The organism is Synechococcus sp. CBW1006 (genome assembly GCF_015840525.1).
In the GTDB taxonomy this organism is placed as follows: Bacteria; Cyanobacteriota; Cyanobacteriia; order PCC-6307; family Cyanobiaceae; genus CBW1002.
Genome location: NZ_CP060396.1, coordinates 2,733,490 through 2,747,371 on the forward strand (window position 1 = coordinate 2,733,490; position 13,882 = coordinate 2,747,371).

Sequence of the window (13,882 nt, forward strand, 5' to 3'; positions counted from 1 at the left end):
CGTGAGTCTTCAGCGCTTCGAGAATCAGCCTCTCTCCCCCCGGCCACGCATCGTGGTGCTGGGGGCCGCCAAGCTCGGGAACTATGTGGTGCTGCAGCCGCTGCTGCGCGGACTGCACGAGAAATACGACGGCCTGGAACTCACCTACGTAGGCAGCCGCCGCACCGCGGAGCTCGAACAGCGCAACCCCTGGCTGCATGCCTGCCTTCCCCTGGCAGAACGGGGCGCCGCGGCCCAGGATGCCCTACGGCAGTGCCTGGCCGATGGGCCCATTGATCTTGTGATCAATGCCGATGGCCATGCCCCCCACACCCCTGGCTGGGTGGAGGCCCTGGCGCCCCGCTACGTGGTGGGCGCGGCAGCGATCCCCGCCGGCCACCATCCCCTGCAGCACCTCGCCGCTGATCCCCACTGGGCCCGCCCTGACCTGGAGCGACGCTATGCCGGGTGGATCACGGGAAACAGCATCCGGGAACTGCACTGCCGCGTGGCCTGGGTGGACACCGACTTCGAGAGGGTTGAGCTGCCCATGGAGGCGCCACCCCCTGACCTGCCCGCGGTGCTGATCGCTGTCAACGGCGAACGCCCCGCCAAGCTCTGGCCCCTCTCCCACTGGCTGTCCCTGCTGGCGCTGATGGAACAGGAGCTTGGCCTGAGCCCTCAGCAGATCGGCCTGATCGGCGGCCCACCGCCCCGGCAGATCAGCCGGCCTGGGGATCTCCTGGAGCAGGCGCTGCTGGCGGCCCTGCCGTTGCGGGACCTGCGGGGGCACCTGTCCTTGCCGCGGCTGGTGGGAGCCCTGGCCCGCAGCCGTCTCTGCATCGCCGTGGATGCCGGCCCGCTCCACCTGGCCGCGGCCGCCGGCTGCCCCACGGTGGCCCTCTTCGGCACCGATCCAGAGGGCATCGGCGCCAGCCCCCAAGGCCTCTGGGCCCCCCGCAGTCCAACCGTGTGGATCCCCAGCAGCGTCAGCCGCTGCACCCTCTGCCACGACGAGCACTACCGCAACGCCAGCTGCCTGCGGTCGGAGCACCTCTGCATGGCCGATCTGACCCCCACCGCAGTGTGGCCCCTGCTGGAGGAAGCCTGGAGCAGCTCCCGCAACGGCACGCCAGGGGCTGCAGAGGCCAACGGCCCCTCCCGAGGAGAGAAATCCTGAGGCGGCCTTGGCGAGTGCCCGGACCACCGCCACATCCCGCGCCAGCCCCGCCTCGGGATCCATCCACCGCCCCCCCCTGCCGACCTTCACCTTGAACGCACGGAAGCCGGCCGCGAGGCCGTCCTCGAGCTCATCCACCAGCCGATCGACGCCCCGATCGCAATACTCGGGGAGCAGGTCGCTGAAGTAGAGGGTGGAGTCGTAAACCGGCACCCACTCGGGCCCTTGGCCCCCCAGCAGCCGCCAGGCCGGCATCCCCAGCGCCTTCCCCAGGAGGTCGTACAGGGCATGGTCGGCCCGGCCGAGGGGGCTCACCATCCGGGGCTCCGGATCCCAGATCTCGCCCAGGGTCATGCCCAGGAGGCCGTTGGCCTCGGCCGGGGTGATCCGCCCGAAGCCGATGCCATCGATCCCCTGGTCCGTGTGGATCCGCACCACCGGCTCCGAGGCCACGTCGCCATGGACGTCTTTTCTGGCGTTGCGCCCGATGAACTTCGGCCGACGAGCGACATGGGTAAAACCCTCGACCCGCGTGATGCGGATGGAACCGAGGCCGTGGTTCCGAAGCATGGGGTGGAAATCCGCGGTGTCGTCAGGCGAGCCGCACCTTGGATTTGGATTTTACGTGTGCCGCATCGCGACCCGTTCGATCGCCTTCTCGCGGCCCAGGCAGAACTCAGGGGTCTCAACTCTGGTGAGCCTGGATCCCGCCCTGCAGGCATTTCTCTACCGCCTGCTTTGGTGAGGTGGCTGCCGCAAAACGAACTATGATCGATCTGCAGGTGTATAACAGCCTTGCGATGGATGTCACAACCGTATCCCCCAAGTTCCAGGTCGTGATTCCCAAGCGGGTCCGCGAACAGTTCGGCCTCAGGGCTGGGCAGACCCTTCAGGTGATCGCCTTGCCGGGGCGCATCGAGCTGGTACCCAGCCAGCCTCCATCGGCTCTGCGCGGTTTTCTGCAGGGCACCAACACCTTTCAGCGCGAGGCAGATCGCCTGTGATGCCCACGCGGGTGGTGGTGGATCTCGACAGCCGGCTTGCTCTGGCGGCAGCCCAGCTCAGCCATGCCCTGCAGCTGCCAATGGCAGACAGCATCATCCTGGCCACGGCCAGGGATCGCCAGGCCAGGATATACACCATGGACAGCGATTTCCGCGGCATCGCCGACGTGGAATGGATCGATGTGATCCCCTGATCAGAGCAGCGCTGAGCTGATCTGTTGTTCTCAGGATGGGGCCACCGCCAAGGCCGCAACACAGCGCCGTTCTCACGAATTACCAGATAGGCTATGGGGTAATTCACTGTCTGCTGATGACTGTCTGCTGATGACTGTCTGCTGATGAGAAGCACGATCACCTCCCGAGGGCAGACCGTGATCCCCGCTGCCATCCGCGAGCGTTTTGCTCTTGGTCCCTCCCAGCGGCTCGAGTGGCTGGTGGAGGCCGATGGCTCCATCCGGGTGATCCCTGTGGCCGCCTCGCCCATCGAGGCCTCGCTGGACGCCTGATGCCCCGCTTCTGCCTCGATACATCGGCCCTGCTCACGCTCCGCGATACGGATGCCGTGATCGCCGCGGCTGCTCTCCACTGCGGCGCCACCCTGCTGTCCAAAAACCCGGAATGCCTGGCCGTCGAGGGTCTCGCTCAGGAGTGGCTGGCGTGAGGGATCAGGTCCCGGTGGGCAGTAGATGGCCCAAATGGGCCGACACGCCGGCGCGATCGGCGGCGCCCAGCACGCCCAGCTCACCCAACACCAGTCGCTCATCAAGGGTGAACAACTTGAAGCGAACCAGGCAGGGTTGAGGCAGGCCTGCAGCCTGGAGATCGTCAAGGGGCCAATCGAGGGGCCACGAGGATTGCCGCGCCGATGTGATCATCGCCAGCAGCAGATGGCCACAGCCTCGCTGAAAGCTGGGCCGTGAGAGCACCACCGCTGGCCGTTGCTTCTGGGCCTGCCGCTCGGTGAACGGAAACGGCACCCGGACCACCGTGTAGGTCTCGAAGGTGTTCACAGATCGCGGAACGCTTCCTCGTCCGCCGGGCTGCTCCATTCGCTCAGGCCCCGCTCCAGCCCGTGGAGATAGGCCAGATCCAATGGCGTCACCGCCCGCACCCGCACCGAGCCATCCTCCAGCTCCCAACTGAGCTGATCGCCCCGCCGCAATCCCAGGGCCTCACGCACAGCCTTCGGCACTGTGACCTGCCCCTTGGCAGTGAGTGTGGCGACGTCCATCGGCACCGAACCTGGCACTGGACCCACTTTAGGCCTGATGCCTCCTTGTCGTAAGGGCACCTTACGTCCGGTCGAACAGCTTCAACGGCAACCCGGAGAGGCGCAGGGCCAGGCCCAGCAGGATCAGGGGAGAGCCGCAGGTCAACGGCCATCGACGGCAGGAGTGGTCAGGGAAGCAGGAGCCGTTGCAGGCCATGAAACCGTTCGCAATTCCGATCGACGCTCACCAGGCGCCAGCCATTGGCCATCGCCAACACCGCCAGATAGGCATCTGTGCACAGCCGCTGCGGCAGATCAGCGGAGCGCAACAGCTGATGGAATCCCGGCCAGGCATCGTGGTCTGGTGGAGCCAGGCTCACGCCAGGCTGCCGGCAGAACGCCTCCAGCACGCCAGAGGCTTCCGCACTGCTCTTCACAGCCGTGCCCATCAGCTTCGGCTGGCACACCAACCGGATCAGACCAAGGCGGTCACCGTGCAGAACAGCACCCGTTCAGCAGCCTGGCGCTCCCAGTACTGGAGGGCCTGCCTGTGGTCATGGCTCCAGCAGGGCAAACAGCTCAGCATTGCTGAGTTGCTCGGGCGCGATGGCGAAGGGGCCTTCCAGGCGGGGCAGGGTGGCGGCGCTTCGTTGCACAGGCCCCGGTGCTGGCGTTGCGCTTAACCCCTGCTCCACATAACTGCGCAGCAGCTGCTTGAGGGTGACGCGTTCACGGGCCGCCCGGGCCTTGAGGCGAGCGAACAGCGGATCCGGCAACTCCAGATGGTTGTGTGTCCAGCAGCGGCTGGGCATCGCGGGCCACATGCCGCCAGATCACCGAGCTGTGCTGGGGCAGCTGCCGCCAGGCGTCCCGATCGAGGCCGATCACGTCCCGAGCCACGCCTTGATCCAAGAGTCGATCCGCCCAGCACTCGGCTTCGCGGGTGCTGCGAGCAACGACCAGCAGGTCCGTGTCCGACAGTCCATCCCAGTCGCCACGGGCTCTGGATCCAAAGAGATAGATCTGATCAGGCCGCTCCGTTGGGTCGGGCGACGCCGTCTGGCCGGTCCACGCAGCATCCCCTGGATCGACATCCAGCACGGCGTTGATGCGCTGCTTGAGATCCGCAAGCCACTGGGCATGCCGTTGTTGGCGCAGCTGCTGAAAGCTGGCGATTCCAGGCATGTGTGAGCACCCGGCAACCACTCCATGGTGTCAATCAAAAACATCGAGCAGAACGGCCGCAAGCAGATCGGGGCGGCGCTTGGTGCTGCTTCAAGCCCTGATCGGTGCGGCGTGAGTGGCTCAGGCCCTCTCCAGGTGCAGGCACAGATCCGTGTCTTCGGAGTAGGCGGGGCGGTAACGGGGAACAAAGCCCCCCAGCTGCTGCCAGAGCTCGGTGCGGATCGCCAGGCCGCAACCGCTCACAGTATTGAGCGTGATCGCCCAGTGGTTGTGCACCGGGATCAGCACCGAGATCCGGGGTGGTTGCTCGCTCTCGGGTGGCACCAGCCGCTCCCGGGCTGGCAAGGCCTCCAGCCCCCGCAGCGCCAGGCCGTAATAGAGCAATCGAAACGCCCCCTCGTGGTCGTGCCGCAGGCTGCGCTGCACATCCGGCCAGCCCGATCACCGAGGCGGGTGATGACTTCGCCGCCTTCCCCCAGGCAGCGGGTCCGGTGCTGCAGCAGCGCCAGCCAGGCCGGGGGTCGCGGGGCATCAGATGATCAGCACTCCACCAGGGGCTGAATGCGATCAATCTCCTCGGCCAGCTCGGCCCGTGCCACTTCGGTGTCGTGGGCAGCCTGGGCACGCAGCCAGTAGCCAGGGCTCAATCCCAGGAACCTGCAGAGACGCAGATCCGTGTCTGCAGTCACGGCGCGTTGACCCGCAATGATCTCGCTGATCCGCGATGCAGGCACGTCGATGGCCTTGGCCAGCCGGTACTGGCTGATGCCCAGTGGCTGGAGGAACTCCTGATCGAGCAGTTCCCCCGGGGTGATGGGTGTGAGGCGTTCCATGGAATTCATCAGTGGTAATCGTCGATTTCAACGGCTTCAGAACCCGCCTCCGTCCAAACAAAACAGAGTCGGAACTGGTCGTTCATGCTGATGCTGTGCTGGCCGGTGCGATCACCCCGCAGCGCCTCCAGGCGATTCCCCGGAGGGATGCGCAGGTCATCGAGACGGCCGGCGATCTCCAGTTGCCGGAGTTTGCGGCGTGCCACCCGCTCAAAAGCCTGGAACTGAGGCACCGCCCACCCTTGGGCCAGCCGCTCTTCTACGGAGGGCCGATCGCCCAAGCCAGCCTCCAGACACACAATGGCCTCACTGCTGAGGCTGTGCCGATGGCGCTTAGCGGCTGCCGCCAAGCGCGCGTGGAGGCCATCGGGCAGATTTTTCAGCGTGAACGATTTGGGCACACCCTTCAGCCTGAAGCTGCTGCAGGCATTCTGGAACCGTTTTGGTGCCAAATCGATCCGGGCGAGGAGGCCAAGGGGGCTAGTGCGTCGTCCTGGAAATAACAGCTAAAATCAGGGGTGTCACCCGAGGTGCCCTGTGGCGCTTGGTCGTCCGATGCCTCCGCTGGTCCTCAGCGAGGACGAAGCTCAGCAGTTGCGGGCCCTTGCGAATTCCCGGTCGCTGCCGCATTCGATCGTGCAGCGAGCCCAGATCGTCCTGGCCTGCGGAGCAGGCGAAACCAATACGGCGATCGCCAAACGAATGGGACTGACGGGGATGACCGTTGGCAAATGGCGCAAGCGGTACCGGGACCTTGGACTGGAAGGGCTCCATGACGAGCTGCGGCCCGGCCGGCCCCGCACCTATGAAGACGACAAGGTGGCTGAGGTGATCAACCGGGCCCTGCAGACCAAACCCACCGACGGCAGTACCCAGTGGTCCGCGCGCTCACTCGCGGCTGCCACAGGTATCTCCAAAACCACCGTTCACCGCTGGCTGCAGACCTTCTCCGTCCAGCCGCACCGCCAGAAGACGTTCAAGTTGTCGACGGATCCTTTCTTTGTCGAGAAGGTCAGAGACATCGTCGGCCTCTATCTGAATCCACCTGACAAGGCGATGGTGCTCTGCGTCGACGAGAAGACGCAGATCCAGGCTCTGGACAGGACGCAGCCGCTGCTGCCCATGGGCCTCGGTTACGTCGAGGGCGTCACCCATGACTACATCCGCCACGGCACCACCACCCTGTTCGCCGCCTTGGACGTGGCCACCGGTGAGGTGATCAGCCAGTGCACGCCCCGGCACCGGCATCAGGAGTTCCTGGGCTTCCTGCGGCAGATCGAGACGTCCGTCCCCGAGGACCTTGATGTCCACCTGATCGTGGACAACTACTGCACGCATAAGCACGCCAAGGTGAGGGCCTGGCTGGCACAACGGCCCCGCTTCCACGTTCACTACACACCCACCTACGCCTCCTGGCTGAACCAGGTGGAGCGCTGGTTCGGGATCATCACCCAGCGGGCGATCCGGCGCGGCAGCTTCTCCAGCGTCTAGCCGCAGGCTTCCGCGAAGCGGTAGGAGCTGATCGCCAAGATCGAGCAGTTCGTGGCGGCCTACAACAAGACCAAGGCCCCGTTCAACTGGACGGCAACCGCCGACTCGATCCTGGAGAAGCTCCAGCGACTTTGCTCGCAAATCTCCGGGACGGCACACTAGCGGTGCTATTGGAGAAGCTCAGAACGCCAAAGGTCTGAGCCTGGTTGCAGGTCGTGAGGCATCCATAAGCACAGGCAGTCGATGGCGAAAGCGGCCCCAAGTCGCCTTTCAGGGGCTAGCCCCTACTCGCTGCGAGCGGTGTCACGCCCCATTTCCGATTTCTCCCGCGGCTGAGGATGGTCACCCCAGCTCCAACCAACCGCGCAGGGCCAGATCCAAGTTGGCCATCGCTTCAGGCTCGAGCACACCGATCACCTCACCGATCGCAGCCATGGGCACCGTGAACAACTTGTCGATCATCAGCTGAGAGGGTCTGCGCAAGCCGTTAGCCGGCGTTGGCTGCACGGTGAGCCGCACGAGTGGGGCATCAATCAGGGTGCCCGTCAATGGACACAGCATCACACTCGGATGATCCTGCAACCAGCGATTGGCCTGAACCAACACCGCAGGCCTTGGCTTACCGGAATAGGCCCCCGGACTGGCCACCGTCACCACTTGCGATCGCAGCAAGCCTTTGGCACTCATGCCGTCCAGTCAGTCCAGTCGGGGATCTGCTCACTCCAGTGAGTGGAGCCGGCTTGCTGGCGGATCAACCGCGACTGACGTCGAGCCTCTTCGCCCCCACTGAAGCGCTCCACATAGAGGGCTATCGCTTCCCGCACACAGGTACTGCGACTCTTGCCAAGACTGAGCGCCAGCTGGTCCAGCCGGCGCTCCAATTCAGGATCAACCCGCACGCCGATCGCCACGGTAGTGTTTAACGTTCTGTTGAACATTTTAGGAGGTCTGCGAGCCTTTTGCTGGCGTTGATAGGCCAGCGGGGTTTTCAAGCTCCAGCGAGCACCCCCAGCCGGCCGCCGCCATAGCCGCCCTGCTGCCTCACCTGCTCGCACCAACCCTGGTGCTCCAGGTACCAGGCCACCGTGGCCGCCAGCCCCTCCTGGAAGCTGTGGCGCGGCTGCCAGCCGAGTTCGCTGCTGATCCGGGTGGGGTCGATCGCATAGCGCCGGTCGTGACCAGGGCGGTCGGTGACCGGGGTGATCAGCTGGCTGTGGGGCGCGCCAGCCGGCAGCAGCGCATCGAGGGCGCTGCAGATCGCCTCCACCACCTGCTTGTTGGTGCGCTCCCCATGGCCCCCCACGCAGTAGCTGCGGCCCAGCTCGCCCTGGCAGGCGGCCAGCAGCAACGCATCCACGTGGTCCTCCACATACAGCCAGTCGCGCACATTGAGGCCATCGCCATAAAGCGGGATCGCCTCGCCGGAGGCCGCCTTGAGGATCACCACCGGGATCAGCTTCTCGGGGAACTGCCAAGGGCCGTAGTTGTTGGAGCAGTTGGTGAGCACCACCGGCAGGCCGTAGGTGTGGTGCCAGGCGTTCACCAAGTGGTCGCTGGCGGCCTTGCTGGCCGAATAGGGGCTGCGCGGGTCGTAGGGGGTGGTTTCTGAGAACCGGCCCGTTTCGCCCAGGGAGCCGAACACCTCGTCGGTGGAGATGTGGTGGAAGCGGAAACCGGCCTGCCGCTCGGCGGGGAGTTGCTCCCAGTGGGCACGCACCGCCTGCAGCAGGTGGAAGGTGCCGCTCACATTGCTCTCGATGAACACCCCCGGACCCTCGATCGAGCGGTCCACATGGCTCTCGGCCGCCAGGTGGAGCACTAGATCGGGGTCGGCCTGTTGAACCGCTGCGGCGGTGGCCTCGGCATCGCTGAGGTCGACGCGCAGCAGGGTGTGGCGGGCCTGGCCGGCGGCATCGAGGCCCGGGGGCCGAGCTCAGCGAGCACCTTCTCAATGCTGGTGAGGTCGCTGGCGTAGCCGCACTTGTCGAGGTTGAACACCAGCGCCTCGCTCTCGGCCAGGAGCCGGCGCAACACCGCCCCGCCAATAAAACCGGCGCCGCCGGTCACCAGGATGCGGCGGCGGCCGGCGAGCAGGGCGGAGACGTCGGGTGGGCTGGCGTTAGGCATGGGGAAGCGGTCAATCTCGGATGGAGTACGCGTGTACTAAAGCGATGGGTGTCTTGGTTGGGCTGGGCTGCTTAGGGTGGAAGGAGGTTTTCGGGATCTGGATGCGGCGCCGCCCTGGTGGCGGTTGGGGTTTGATGGAAAGGCCCTGCTGGAGGCCGTCGTTGGCAGTGTTGTTGGCCTGATTGCTCTCTTCTCCTCCTATGACCACATCTCCTTCCCCCACCGCCAGTTCCCGATCCAGCAGCAATGGGGCGTCTGGCTCATCGTTGTCTCCCTTCCGCTCGTTGTTGCGGATGCTCAACTGGCGGCGCGATCCCGTCGTCGAGATGCAGATCGAGCGCTCAGAGCAGAGAATGAAGCAGCTCGAGAAAGAAATCGCGTTGCTCGATTGGATGCACTCCGAGCTCGACTCGATCGAGGCCGACTTGCCTTCCAGCTCGACCCCTCCACAGGCAACCGCCGCACACTCCAGCGACTGCTGAGCCTGCTCAACAGCCCGGAGATGGCTGAGCTGTTTCGCAGTTGAGGTCATTGCACCACCTCCAGCAGCTGCCGCAGTGTCTGGCGCCAGTGGGTGGGCGATAGATCCAGAGCCTTGCGGCTGACTGTGCAATCCAAGAGCGAGTAACTGGGCCGCTCCGCTGGGGTGGGGTAGTCGGCTGTGGTGATCGGGTTCACCGCCGCCATTCGCTCCAGCAAGCCAAGCTCCAGCCCGAGCTCCCCCACCGCCATGGCCACGTCGTACCAACTCGCCGCCCCTGCATCACTCCAGTGCAGCACTGCCGGTGGCCCGGCAGGGGTATCCATCGCTGCAATCACCCGCCAGCAGGCCGCAGCCAGGGAGGCGGTGCTTGTGGGGCAGCCCACCTGGTCGGCCACCACGTCGATCTGCTCACGCTCGCGGTGCAGCCGCAGCATCGTGAGGGCGAAGTTCTTGCCCACCGGCCCCATCACCCAGCTGGTACGCAGGATCACGCCCTGGCCGCGGACGGCCAGCAGCTGCTCCACTGCTTCTTCTCCCTTCGCTTTCGTAGCGCCGTAAACCCCCAGCGGATCGCGGCTCTGCTCAGGCCGATAGGGGGTGCCCTGCTGACCGTTGAACACAAAATCAGTGCTCAGCTGCAGCAGGCGGCCGCCGGTCTCCAGTAGCGCCTCCGCAAAGGCCCGCGGCGCGCCGCCATTCACCGCCAGGGTCAGTTCCGGTTCGCTTTCGGCTTTGTCTACCGCGGTGTAGGCACCGGCGTTCAGCACCCAGTCGGGGCGGTGGTTGAGCACCGCAGCACGGCAGGCGTCGGCATCAGCGAGATCCAGTTCCCTGCGGCTGGTGGCGATCAGCTCCACCCCGGCCGGTACCTGATGGCGCACGGCGTGGCCGAGTTGGCCATCGGAGCCGGTGAGCAGGATTTTCATGCGAACACATCTCCTGCGGCGAGGGCCTGGGCCAACCCTGGTGCGGCGGAGTCTTTCTCGGCCATGAGCGGTGCGTCGCCGTTCATGCGATCGGGGAGCCAGCTGATCGCCAGCTGCGGATCATCCCAGCGGAGCGAGCGCTCGCAGGTTTTGCTCCAGAAGCCGCTGGCTTTGTAGAGCACCTCAGCTGTCTCGCTGAGGGTGAGGAAGCCATGGGCGAAGCCCACCGGCACCCACAGCTGCTGGTGGTTTTCGGCGCTGAGGGTGGTGGCCACCCACTGGCCAAAGGTGGCGGAGCTGCGGCGCAAGTCCACCGCCACATCAAAGATCGCGCCAGCCGTGCAGCGCACCAACTTGCCCTGGGGTTCCGGCTCCAGCTGATAGTGCAATCCGCGCAGCACGCCGCGGCTGGAGCGGGAGTGGTTGTCCTGCATAAAGACAGTGGGGGCGCCCACCGCCTCATCAAAGCGGCGCTGGTTCCAGCTCTCAAAGAAGAAGCCCCGATCGTCGCCAAACACCTTTGGTGTGACCAGCAGGGGGCCTTCCATCGCCTGGCCGACTGTTGTGGTGAGCTGCTCAACCTGCATGGCGATCCTCCAGAAGCCGCAGCAGATAGCTGCCATAGCCGCTCTTCTGCAGGGGCAGGGCCAGGCGTTCAAGCTGCTCGGCGCCGATCCAGCCCTGCCGCCAGGCCACCTCCTCCGGGCAGCCTACCTTCAAGCTCTGGCGGTGCTCCAGCGTGCGGATGTAGGCCGAGGCCTCGTGCAGCGAATCGCAGGTGCCAGTATCGAGCCAGGCCATGCCCCGGCCCATCAGCTCCACCCGCAGCTGCCCCTCCTCCAGATACAGCCGATTGAGATCAGTGATCTCCAGCTCGCCCCGGGCAGAAGGGCGCACCTGCCGCGCCCTCTCCACCACGGTGTCGTCGTAGAAGTACAGCCCTGTCACCGCATAGCGGCTTCTGGGTTTTGCAGGCTTCTCCTCGATGCTCAGCACCCGGCCGTCAGCGGCGAATTCCACCACCCCGTAGCGCTCCGGATCGCGCACGGGGTAGGCGTACACCGTGGCACCGCTGGCGCTGCCATTACTCACGGCCAGCTGGGGCACCAGATCATGGCCGTGAAACAGGTTGTCGCCCAGCACCAGTGCCGCCGGGGATCCCGCCAGAAAGTCGGCGCCGATCAGGAAGGCCTGGGCCAGGCCATCGGGGCTTGGTTGCATCGCATAACGGATCTGCATGCCCCAGCTGCTCCCATCGCCCAGCAAACGCTCAAACGCCGGCTGGTCCACGGGCGTGGTGACGATCAGCACCTCCCGAATGCCCGCCAGCATCAACGTGCTCAGCGGGTAGTAAATCATCGGCTTGTCGTACACCGGCAGCAACTGTTTGCTCACTGCCTGCGTGATCGGATGCAGGCGTGTGCCGCTGCCGCCGGCCAGGATGATGCCCTTGCGCTCGTTGCTGATGGCTGCGCCAACGATCACCAGGTCAACACATGGCTTCCCTATTGCTAAGCGGGCATGATGCCCTTTGGCAAGTACAACGGAGGCGCCCCAGGATCAGGGTGTGGTTTTTGCAGAAATGGCATATTTGCCATCCTGGGGTGTAGCCCTGGCCTGGTAACGCGATCAGGGCTCTGACGCCCAGCCCACCACAAACATCGGCTCATGGTCGCCATCCGTGCATGGCCGACTTGAACGCTTGAGCTGGTGCTGGTAGTCGTTGTTTGTGCTGGAAAGACCCTCCTCAAGCCGTATCCGCGGCCTCCAACCCAGGGCGGCGTCGACTCACGTTCAATTGCTTCTTCGGCGTGCCATCGGGTTTGCTGGTGTCCCAGTGGATAGCACCCGTGAACCCCGTGGCCTGTGCCACCGCCTCAGCCAGCTCCCGGATCGAGAGATCCACGCCGGTTCCCACGTTGAGGAACTGCAGCTCCTCGGGGCCGGGTTGCCAGTGCTCCTGCGCAAACACACAGGCCTCACCCAGATCGTCCACATGCAGAAATTCCCGCAGCGGTGACTTGCATGCCGGTGATCTTGGCGATCGCATACCACTCATTCGTGAGGGCTGCTCGGCGAACTTGGGATAGATGCAGCTGCTGCCCAGAAACAGCAGCAGCCGCACCCCCGAGCGCCAGGCCGTTTCGATCACATAGGTTTGGACCTACAGGTTTTCGAGCAGACAGTCCGCCGGGTCGGTGCTGTTGGCTTGTGTTCGGCGAACCAGCGCTCCACTTCCGGGCCATCGCGCAGATCGAGCTCCTGGCGCGGTGAGTAGCTGCGGGTAGCCCGCGCGTTGCAGGGCGTGGCAGATGGCCCTGCCGGCCATGCGGTCGGCGGGGGTGATCAGGGCAAGCATCAGCGGCGACCTCCTGCTTGGTCCAGAACCGGACTAACCTGATCGCATCACGTGTCAATGGCGCTATCCATGACCGCTGTGCCGCAACGCATCGTGAATGTGCATGAGGCCAAGACCCAGTTTTCACGCCTGATCGATGCAGCCCATGCGGGCGAAACGATCGTGGTGGCCAAGGGCGGCAAACCCTGGGCACGGCTGGTGCCGCTTGAACCACCCCGTGGACGCCGCGCTCCAGGTGTCCTGAAGGGCCGTGTGAATCTGCCGCCTCTCGAGGTGCTGCTTGAGTCGCTGCCTGAGGAGGAGCTCGCTGTGATCGACCAGCCTTTGCTGTGAGCCGTATCCATCCACCCGAGCTGTTGCTCGACACCCATGCCTTGTTGTGGTGGCTGGCTGACCCCGACCGCCTGTCCCCAGCAGCCCATGGGGCCATTGAAGACCCTGGCAACCGGGTGCATGTGAGTGCGGCGTCTGGCTGGGAGATCGCCACCAAGGTGCGCCTGGGCAAACTGCCTGCAGCCAACGAACTGCTTGGGGATCTTCCCGAATTGCTGGCCGGCCAAGGGTTTCAGCTGCTGCCGATCACGCTCCTGCATGGCTTGCATGCCGGCGGTTACAACTTGGCGCATCGAGACCCATTCGATCGGCTTCTGGCCGCCCAGGCTGAACTGAGCGACCTCACCCTGGTGAGCCTTGATCCTGCGTTGCAGGCGTTTCCCTGCCGCTTGCTCTGGTAGCGCCCTCAGCTCTCCCTGGCGCGTACCGCCACGTCGCACGAACTGGGCCGCCCCTGCATCACTCCAGTGGGTACAGGCGGCTGCGGTTCACGTACTGGTGCAGGACATTGCTGATCAAGGTCTGATAGGGGATGCCTGCTTGGAGTGCCCGCGTACGGATGGCCTGGAGGTCATAGCTGGAGAGGCGGATATTGATGCGCTGATCCTTCTGGCCCGTTCCCTTGGCGGCTTCACGCAGCTCCTCCAACAATGAAGGGATTGCAATACTCCTTAGTTCATCCTGCTCGAAATCGTCGAGTAGCCGCTGTTCGTCTGCATCCAGTGGAGCTGCCGCTTGAGCTTTAGGCATCGCTTTCACCATCGGATCGGT

The 13,882-nt window shown here is 65.0% G+C and carries 24 protein-coding genes and 2 pseudogenes; 9 read left to right on the forward strand and 17 right to left on the reverse strand.

The annotated features are described in order from the left end of the window. Position 1: 1 nt before the first annotated feature. The 6 genes from H8F26_RS13295 to H8F26_RS13320 all read left to right on the forward strand — a co-directional run bounded on the left by H8F26_RS13295 (position 2) and on the right by H8F26_RS13320 (position 2,824). Positions 2-1,159, forward strand: a complete 1,158-nt coding sequence (locus tag H8F26_RS13295) for a glycosyltransferase family 9 protein (protein WP_197154671.1) — start codon at positions 2-4, stop codon at positions 1,157-1,159. 288 nt (positions 1,160-1,447) lie between these two features. After that, entirely contained in the window at positions 1,448-1,930 is a 483-nt protein-coding gene (locus H8F26_RS13300) for a hypothetical protein (protein WP_197154672.1), read from the forward strand. An 11-nt stretch (positions 1,931-1,941) separates the two neighbouring features. Continuing rightward, a complete protein-coding gene (locus H8F26_RS13305; protein ID WP_231605194.1) occupies positions 1,942-2,163 on the forward strand; it encodes an AbrB/MazE/SpoVT family DNA-binding domain-containing protein in 222 nt (73 codons plus the stop codon). Beyond that, positions 2,163-2,357, forward strand: coding sequence for a PIN domain-containing protein (locus H8F26_RS13310; RefSeq protein WP_197154678.1), 195 nt, complete (start codon positions 2,163-2,165; stop codon positions 2,355-2,357). Before H8F26_RS13305 ends, H8F26_RS13310 begins: the two co-directional genes overlap by 1 nt. 144 nt (positions 2,358-2,501) lie before the next feature. Next, a complete protein-coding gene (locus H8F26_RS13315) occupies positions 2,502-2,669 on the forward strand; it encodes an AbrB/MazE/SpoVT family DNA-binding domain-containing protein (RefSeq protein ID WP_231605195.1) in 168 nt (55 codons plus the stop codon). Then, positions 2,669-2,824 (forward strand): hypothetical protein, encoded by a 156-nt coding sequence (locus H8F26_RS13320; RefSeq protein WP_197154679.1) that lies wholly within the window; start codon positions 2,669-2,671, stop codon positions 2,822-2,824. Before H8F26_RS13315 ends, H8F26_RS13320 begins: the two co-directional genes overlap by 1 nt. 4 nt (positions 2,825-2,828) lie before the next feature. Here the strand turns inward: H8F26_RS13320 and H8F26_RS13325 are convergent, their stop codons facing one another. The 8 genes from H8F26_RS13325 to H8F26_RS13360 all read right to left on the reverse strand — a co-directional run bounded on the left by H8F26_RS13325 (position 2,829) and on the right by H8F26_RS13360 (position 5,741). Beyond that, on the reverse strand, positions 2,829-3,173 hold the full coding sequence (locus tag H8F26_RS13325) for a type II toxin-antitoxin system PemK/MazF family toxin (RefSeq protein ID WP_197154680.1): 345 nt from the start codon (positions 3,171-3,173) through the stop codon (positions 2,829-2,831). Further along, positions 3,170-3,394: an AbrB/MazE/SpoVT family DNA-binding domain-containing protein gene (locus H8F26_RS13330; RefSeq protein WP_197154681.1), complete on the reverse strand. Its 225-nt coding sequence runs from the start codon at positions 3,392-3,394 to the stop codon at positions 3,170-3,172. The genes H8F26_RS13325 and H8F26_RS13330 overlap by 4 nt, the downstream gene beginning before the upstream one ends. A gap of 167 nt (positions 3,395-3,561) precedes the next feature. Continuing rightward, the gene (locus tag H8F26_RS13335; protein WP_231605196.1) at positions 3,562-3,840 is read right to left on the reverse strand and encodes a hypothetical protein; all 279 of its coding nucleotides are present in this window, start codon (positions 3,838-3,840) and stop codon (positions 3,562-3,564) included. Positions 3,841-3,927: 87 nt separating this feature from the next. After that, the gene (locus H8F26_RS13340; protein ID WP_370594621.1) at positions 3,928-4,149 is read right to left on the reverse strand and encodes a hypothetical protein; all 222 of its coding nucleotides are present in this window, start codon (positions 4,147-4,149) and stop codon (positions 3,928-3,930) included. Beyond that, on the reverse strand, positions 4,103-4,558 hold the full coding sequence (locus tag H8F26_RS13345) for a nucleotidyltransferase domain-containing protein (protein WP_197154684.1): 456 nt from the start codon (positions 4,556-4,558) through the stop codon (positions 4,103-4,105). The genes H8F26_RS13340 and H8F26_RS13345 overlap by 47 nt, the downstream gene beginning before the upstream one ends. Positions 4,559-4,678: 120 nt before the next feature. Beyond that, positions 4,679-4,984, reverse strand: coding sequence for a hypothetical protein (locus tag H8F26_RS13350; protein WP_197154686.1), 306 nt, complete (start codon positions 4,982-4,984; stop codon positions 4,679-4,681). A gap of 113 nt (positions 4,985-5,097) precedes the next feature. Continuing rightward, the gene (locus tag H8F26_RS13355) at positions 5,098-5,391 is read right to left on the reverse strand and encodes a HigA family addiction module antitoxin (RefSeq protein WP_231605197.1); all 294 of its coding nucleotides are present in this window, start codon (positions 5,389-5,391) and stop codon (positions 5,098-5,100) included. Between the two features lie 8 nt (positions 5,392-5,399). Next, complete coding sequence (locus H8F26_RS13360) at positions 5,400-5,741, reverse strand: type II toxin-antitoxin system RelE/ParE family toxin (RefSeq protein ID WP_304623225.1); 342 nt, start codon at positions 5,739-5,741, stop codon at positions 5,400-5,402. A 187-nt stretch (positions 5,742-5,928) separates the two neighbouring features. Between H8F26_RS13360 and H8F26_RS13365 the strand changes: the two are divergent. Then, positions 5,929-7,044, forward strand: a pseudogene (locus tag H8F26_RS13365) (IS630 family transposase). A 180-nt stretch (positions 7,045-7,224) separates the two neighbouring features. On the opposite strand, the gene H8F26_RS13370 reads toward H8F26_RS13365, so the two are convergent. From H8F26_RS13370 to H8F26_RS20210, 8 genes and pseudogenes are all read right to left on the reverse strand, one after another. Then, positions 7,225-7,569: a type II toxin-antitoxin system PemK/MazF family toxin gene (locus H8F26_RS13370; protein WP_231605198.1), complete on the reverse strand. Its 345-nt coding sequence runs from the start codon at positions 7,567-7,569 to the stop codon at positions 7,225-7,227. Next, complete coding sequence (locus H8F26_RS13375) at positions 7,566-7,874, reverse strand: ribbon-helix-helix protein, CopG family (RefSeq protein WP_197154690.1); 309 nt, start codon at positions 7,872-7,874, stop codon at positions 7,566-7,568. Before H8F26_RS13375 ends, H8F26_RS13370 begins: the two co-directional genes overlap by 4 nt. Continuing rightward, positions 7,871-9,009, reverse strand: a pseudogene (gene rfbB, locus H8F26_RS13380) (dTDP-glucose 4,6-dehydratase). The gene H8F26_RS13375 and the pseudogene rfbB overlap by 4 nt, the downstream one beginning before the upstream one ends. Positions 9,010-9,019: 10 nt before the next feature. Beyond that, a complete protein-coding gene (locus H8F26_RS13385; RefSeq protein WP_197154692.1) occupies positions 9,020-9,541 on the reverse strand; it encodes a hypothetical protein in 522 nt (173 codons plus the stop codon). After that, on the reverse strand, positions 9,538-10,419 hold the full coding sequence (rfbD, locus tag H8F26_RS13390; protein ID WP_197154693.1) for a dTDP-4-dehydrorhamnose reductase: 882 nt from the start codon (positions 10,417-10,419) through the stop codon (positions 9,538-9,540). Before rfbD ends, H8F26_RS13385 begins: the two co-directional genes overlap by 4 nt. After that, on the reverse strand, positions 10,416-11,006 hold the full coding sequence (rfbC, locus tag H8F26_RS13395; RefSeq protein WP_197154701.1) for a dTDP-4-dehydrorhamnose 3,5-epimerase: 591 nt from the start codon (positions 11,004-11,006) through the stop codon (positions 10,416-10,418). The genes rfbD and rfbC overlap by 4 nt, the downstream gene beginning before the upstream one ends. Next, on the reverse strand, positions 10,996-11,886 hold the full coding sequence (gene rfbA, locus H8F26_RS13400) for a glucose-1-phosphate thymidylyltransferase RfbA (RefSeq protein WP_197159206.1): 891 nt from the start codon (positions 11,884-11,886) through the stop codon (positions 10,996-10,998). Before rfbA ends, rfbC begins: the two co-directional genes overlap by 11 nt. Positions 11,887-12,166: 280 nt before the next feature. Next, positions 12,167-12,571: a hypothetical protein gene (locus tag H8F26_RS20210; RefSeq protein ID WP_370594622.1), complete on the reverse strand. Its 405-nt coding sequence runs from the start codon at positions 12,569-12,571 to the stop codon at positions 12,167-12,169. Positions 12,572-12,847: 276 nt separating this feature from the next. Here H8F26_RS20210 and H8F26_RS13410 point away from each other — a divergent pair, with 276 nt between their 5' ends. Next, positions 12,848-13,111 (forward strand): type II toxin-antitoxin system Phd/YefM family antitoxin, encoded by a 264-nt coding sequence (locus H8F26_RS13410; protein ID WP_197154703.1) that lies wholly within the window; start codon positions 12,848-12,850, stop codon positions 13,109-13,111. Beyond that, on the forward strand, positions 13,108-13,512 hold the full coding sequence (locus tag H8F26_RS13415; RefSeq protein ID WP_231605199.1) for a type II toxin-antitoxin system VapC family toxin: 405 nt from the start codon (positions 13,108-13,110) through the stop codon (positions 13,510-13,512). The genes H8F26_RS13410 and H8F26_RS13415 overlap by 4 nt, the downstream gene beginning before the upstream one ends. A gap of 58 nt (positions 13,513-13,570) precedes the next feature. Here H8F26_RS13415 and H8F26_RS13420 read toward each other — a convergent pair whose 3' ends face one another. Further along, positions 13,571-13,873 (reverse strand): hypothetical protein, encoded by a 303-nt coding sequence (locus tag H8F26_RS13420; RefSeq protein ID WP_231605200.1) that lies wholly within the window; start codon positions 13,871-13,873, stop codon positions 13,571-13,573. Between the last annotated feature and the right edge of the window lie 9 nt (positions 13,874-13,882).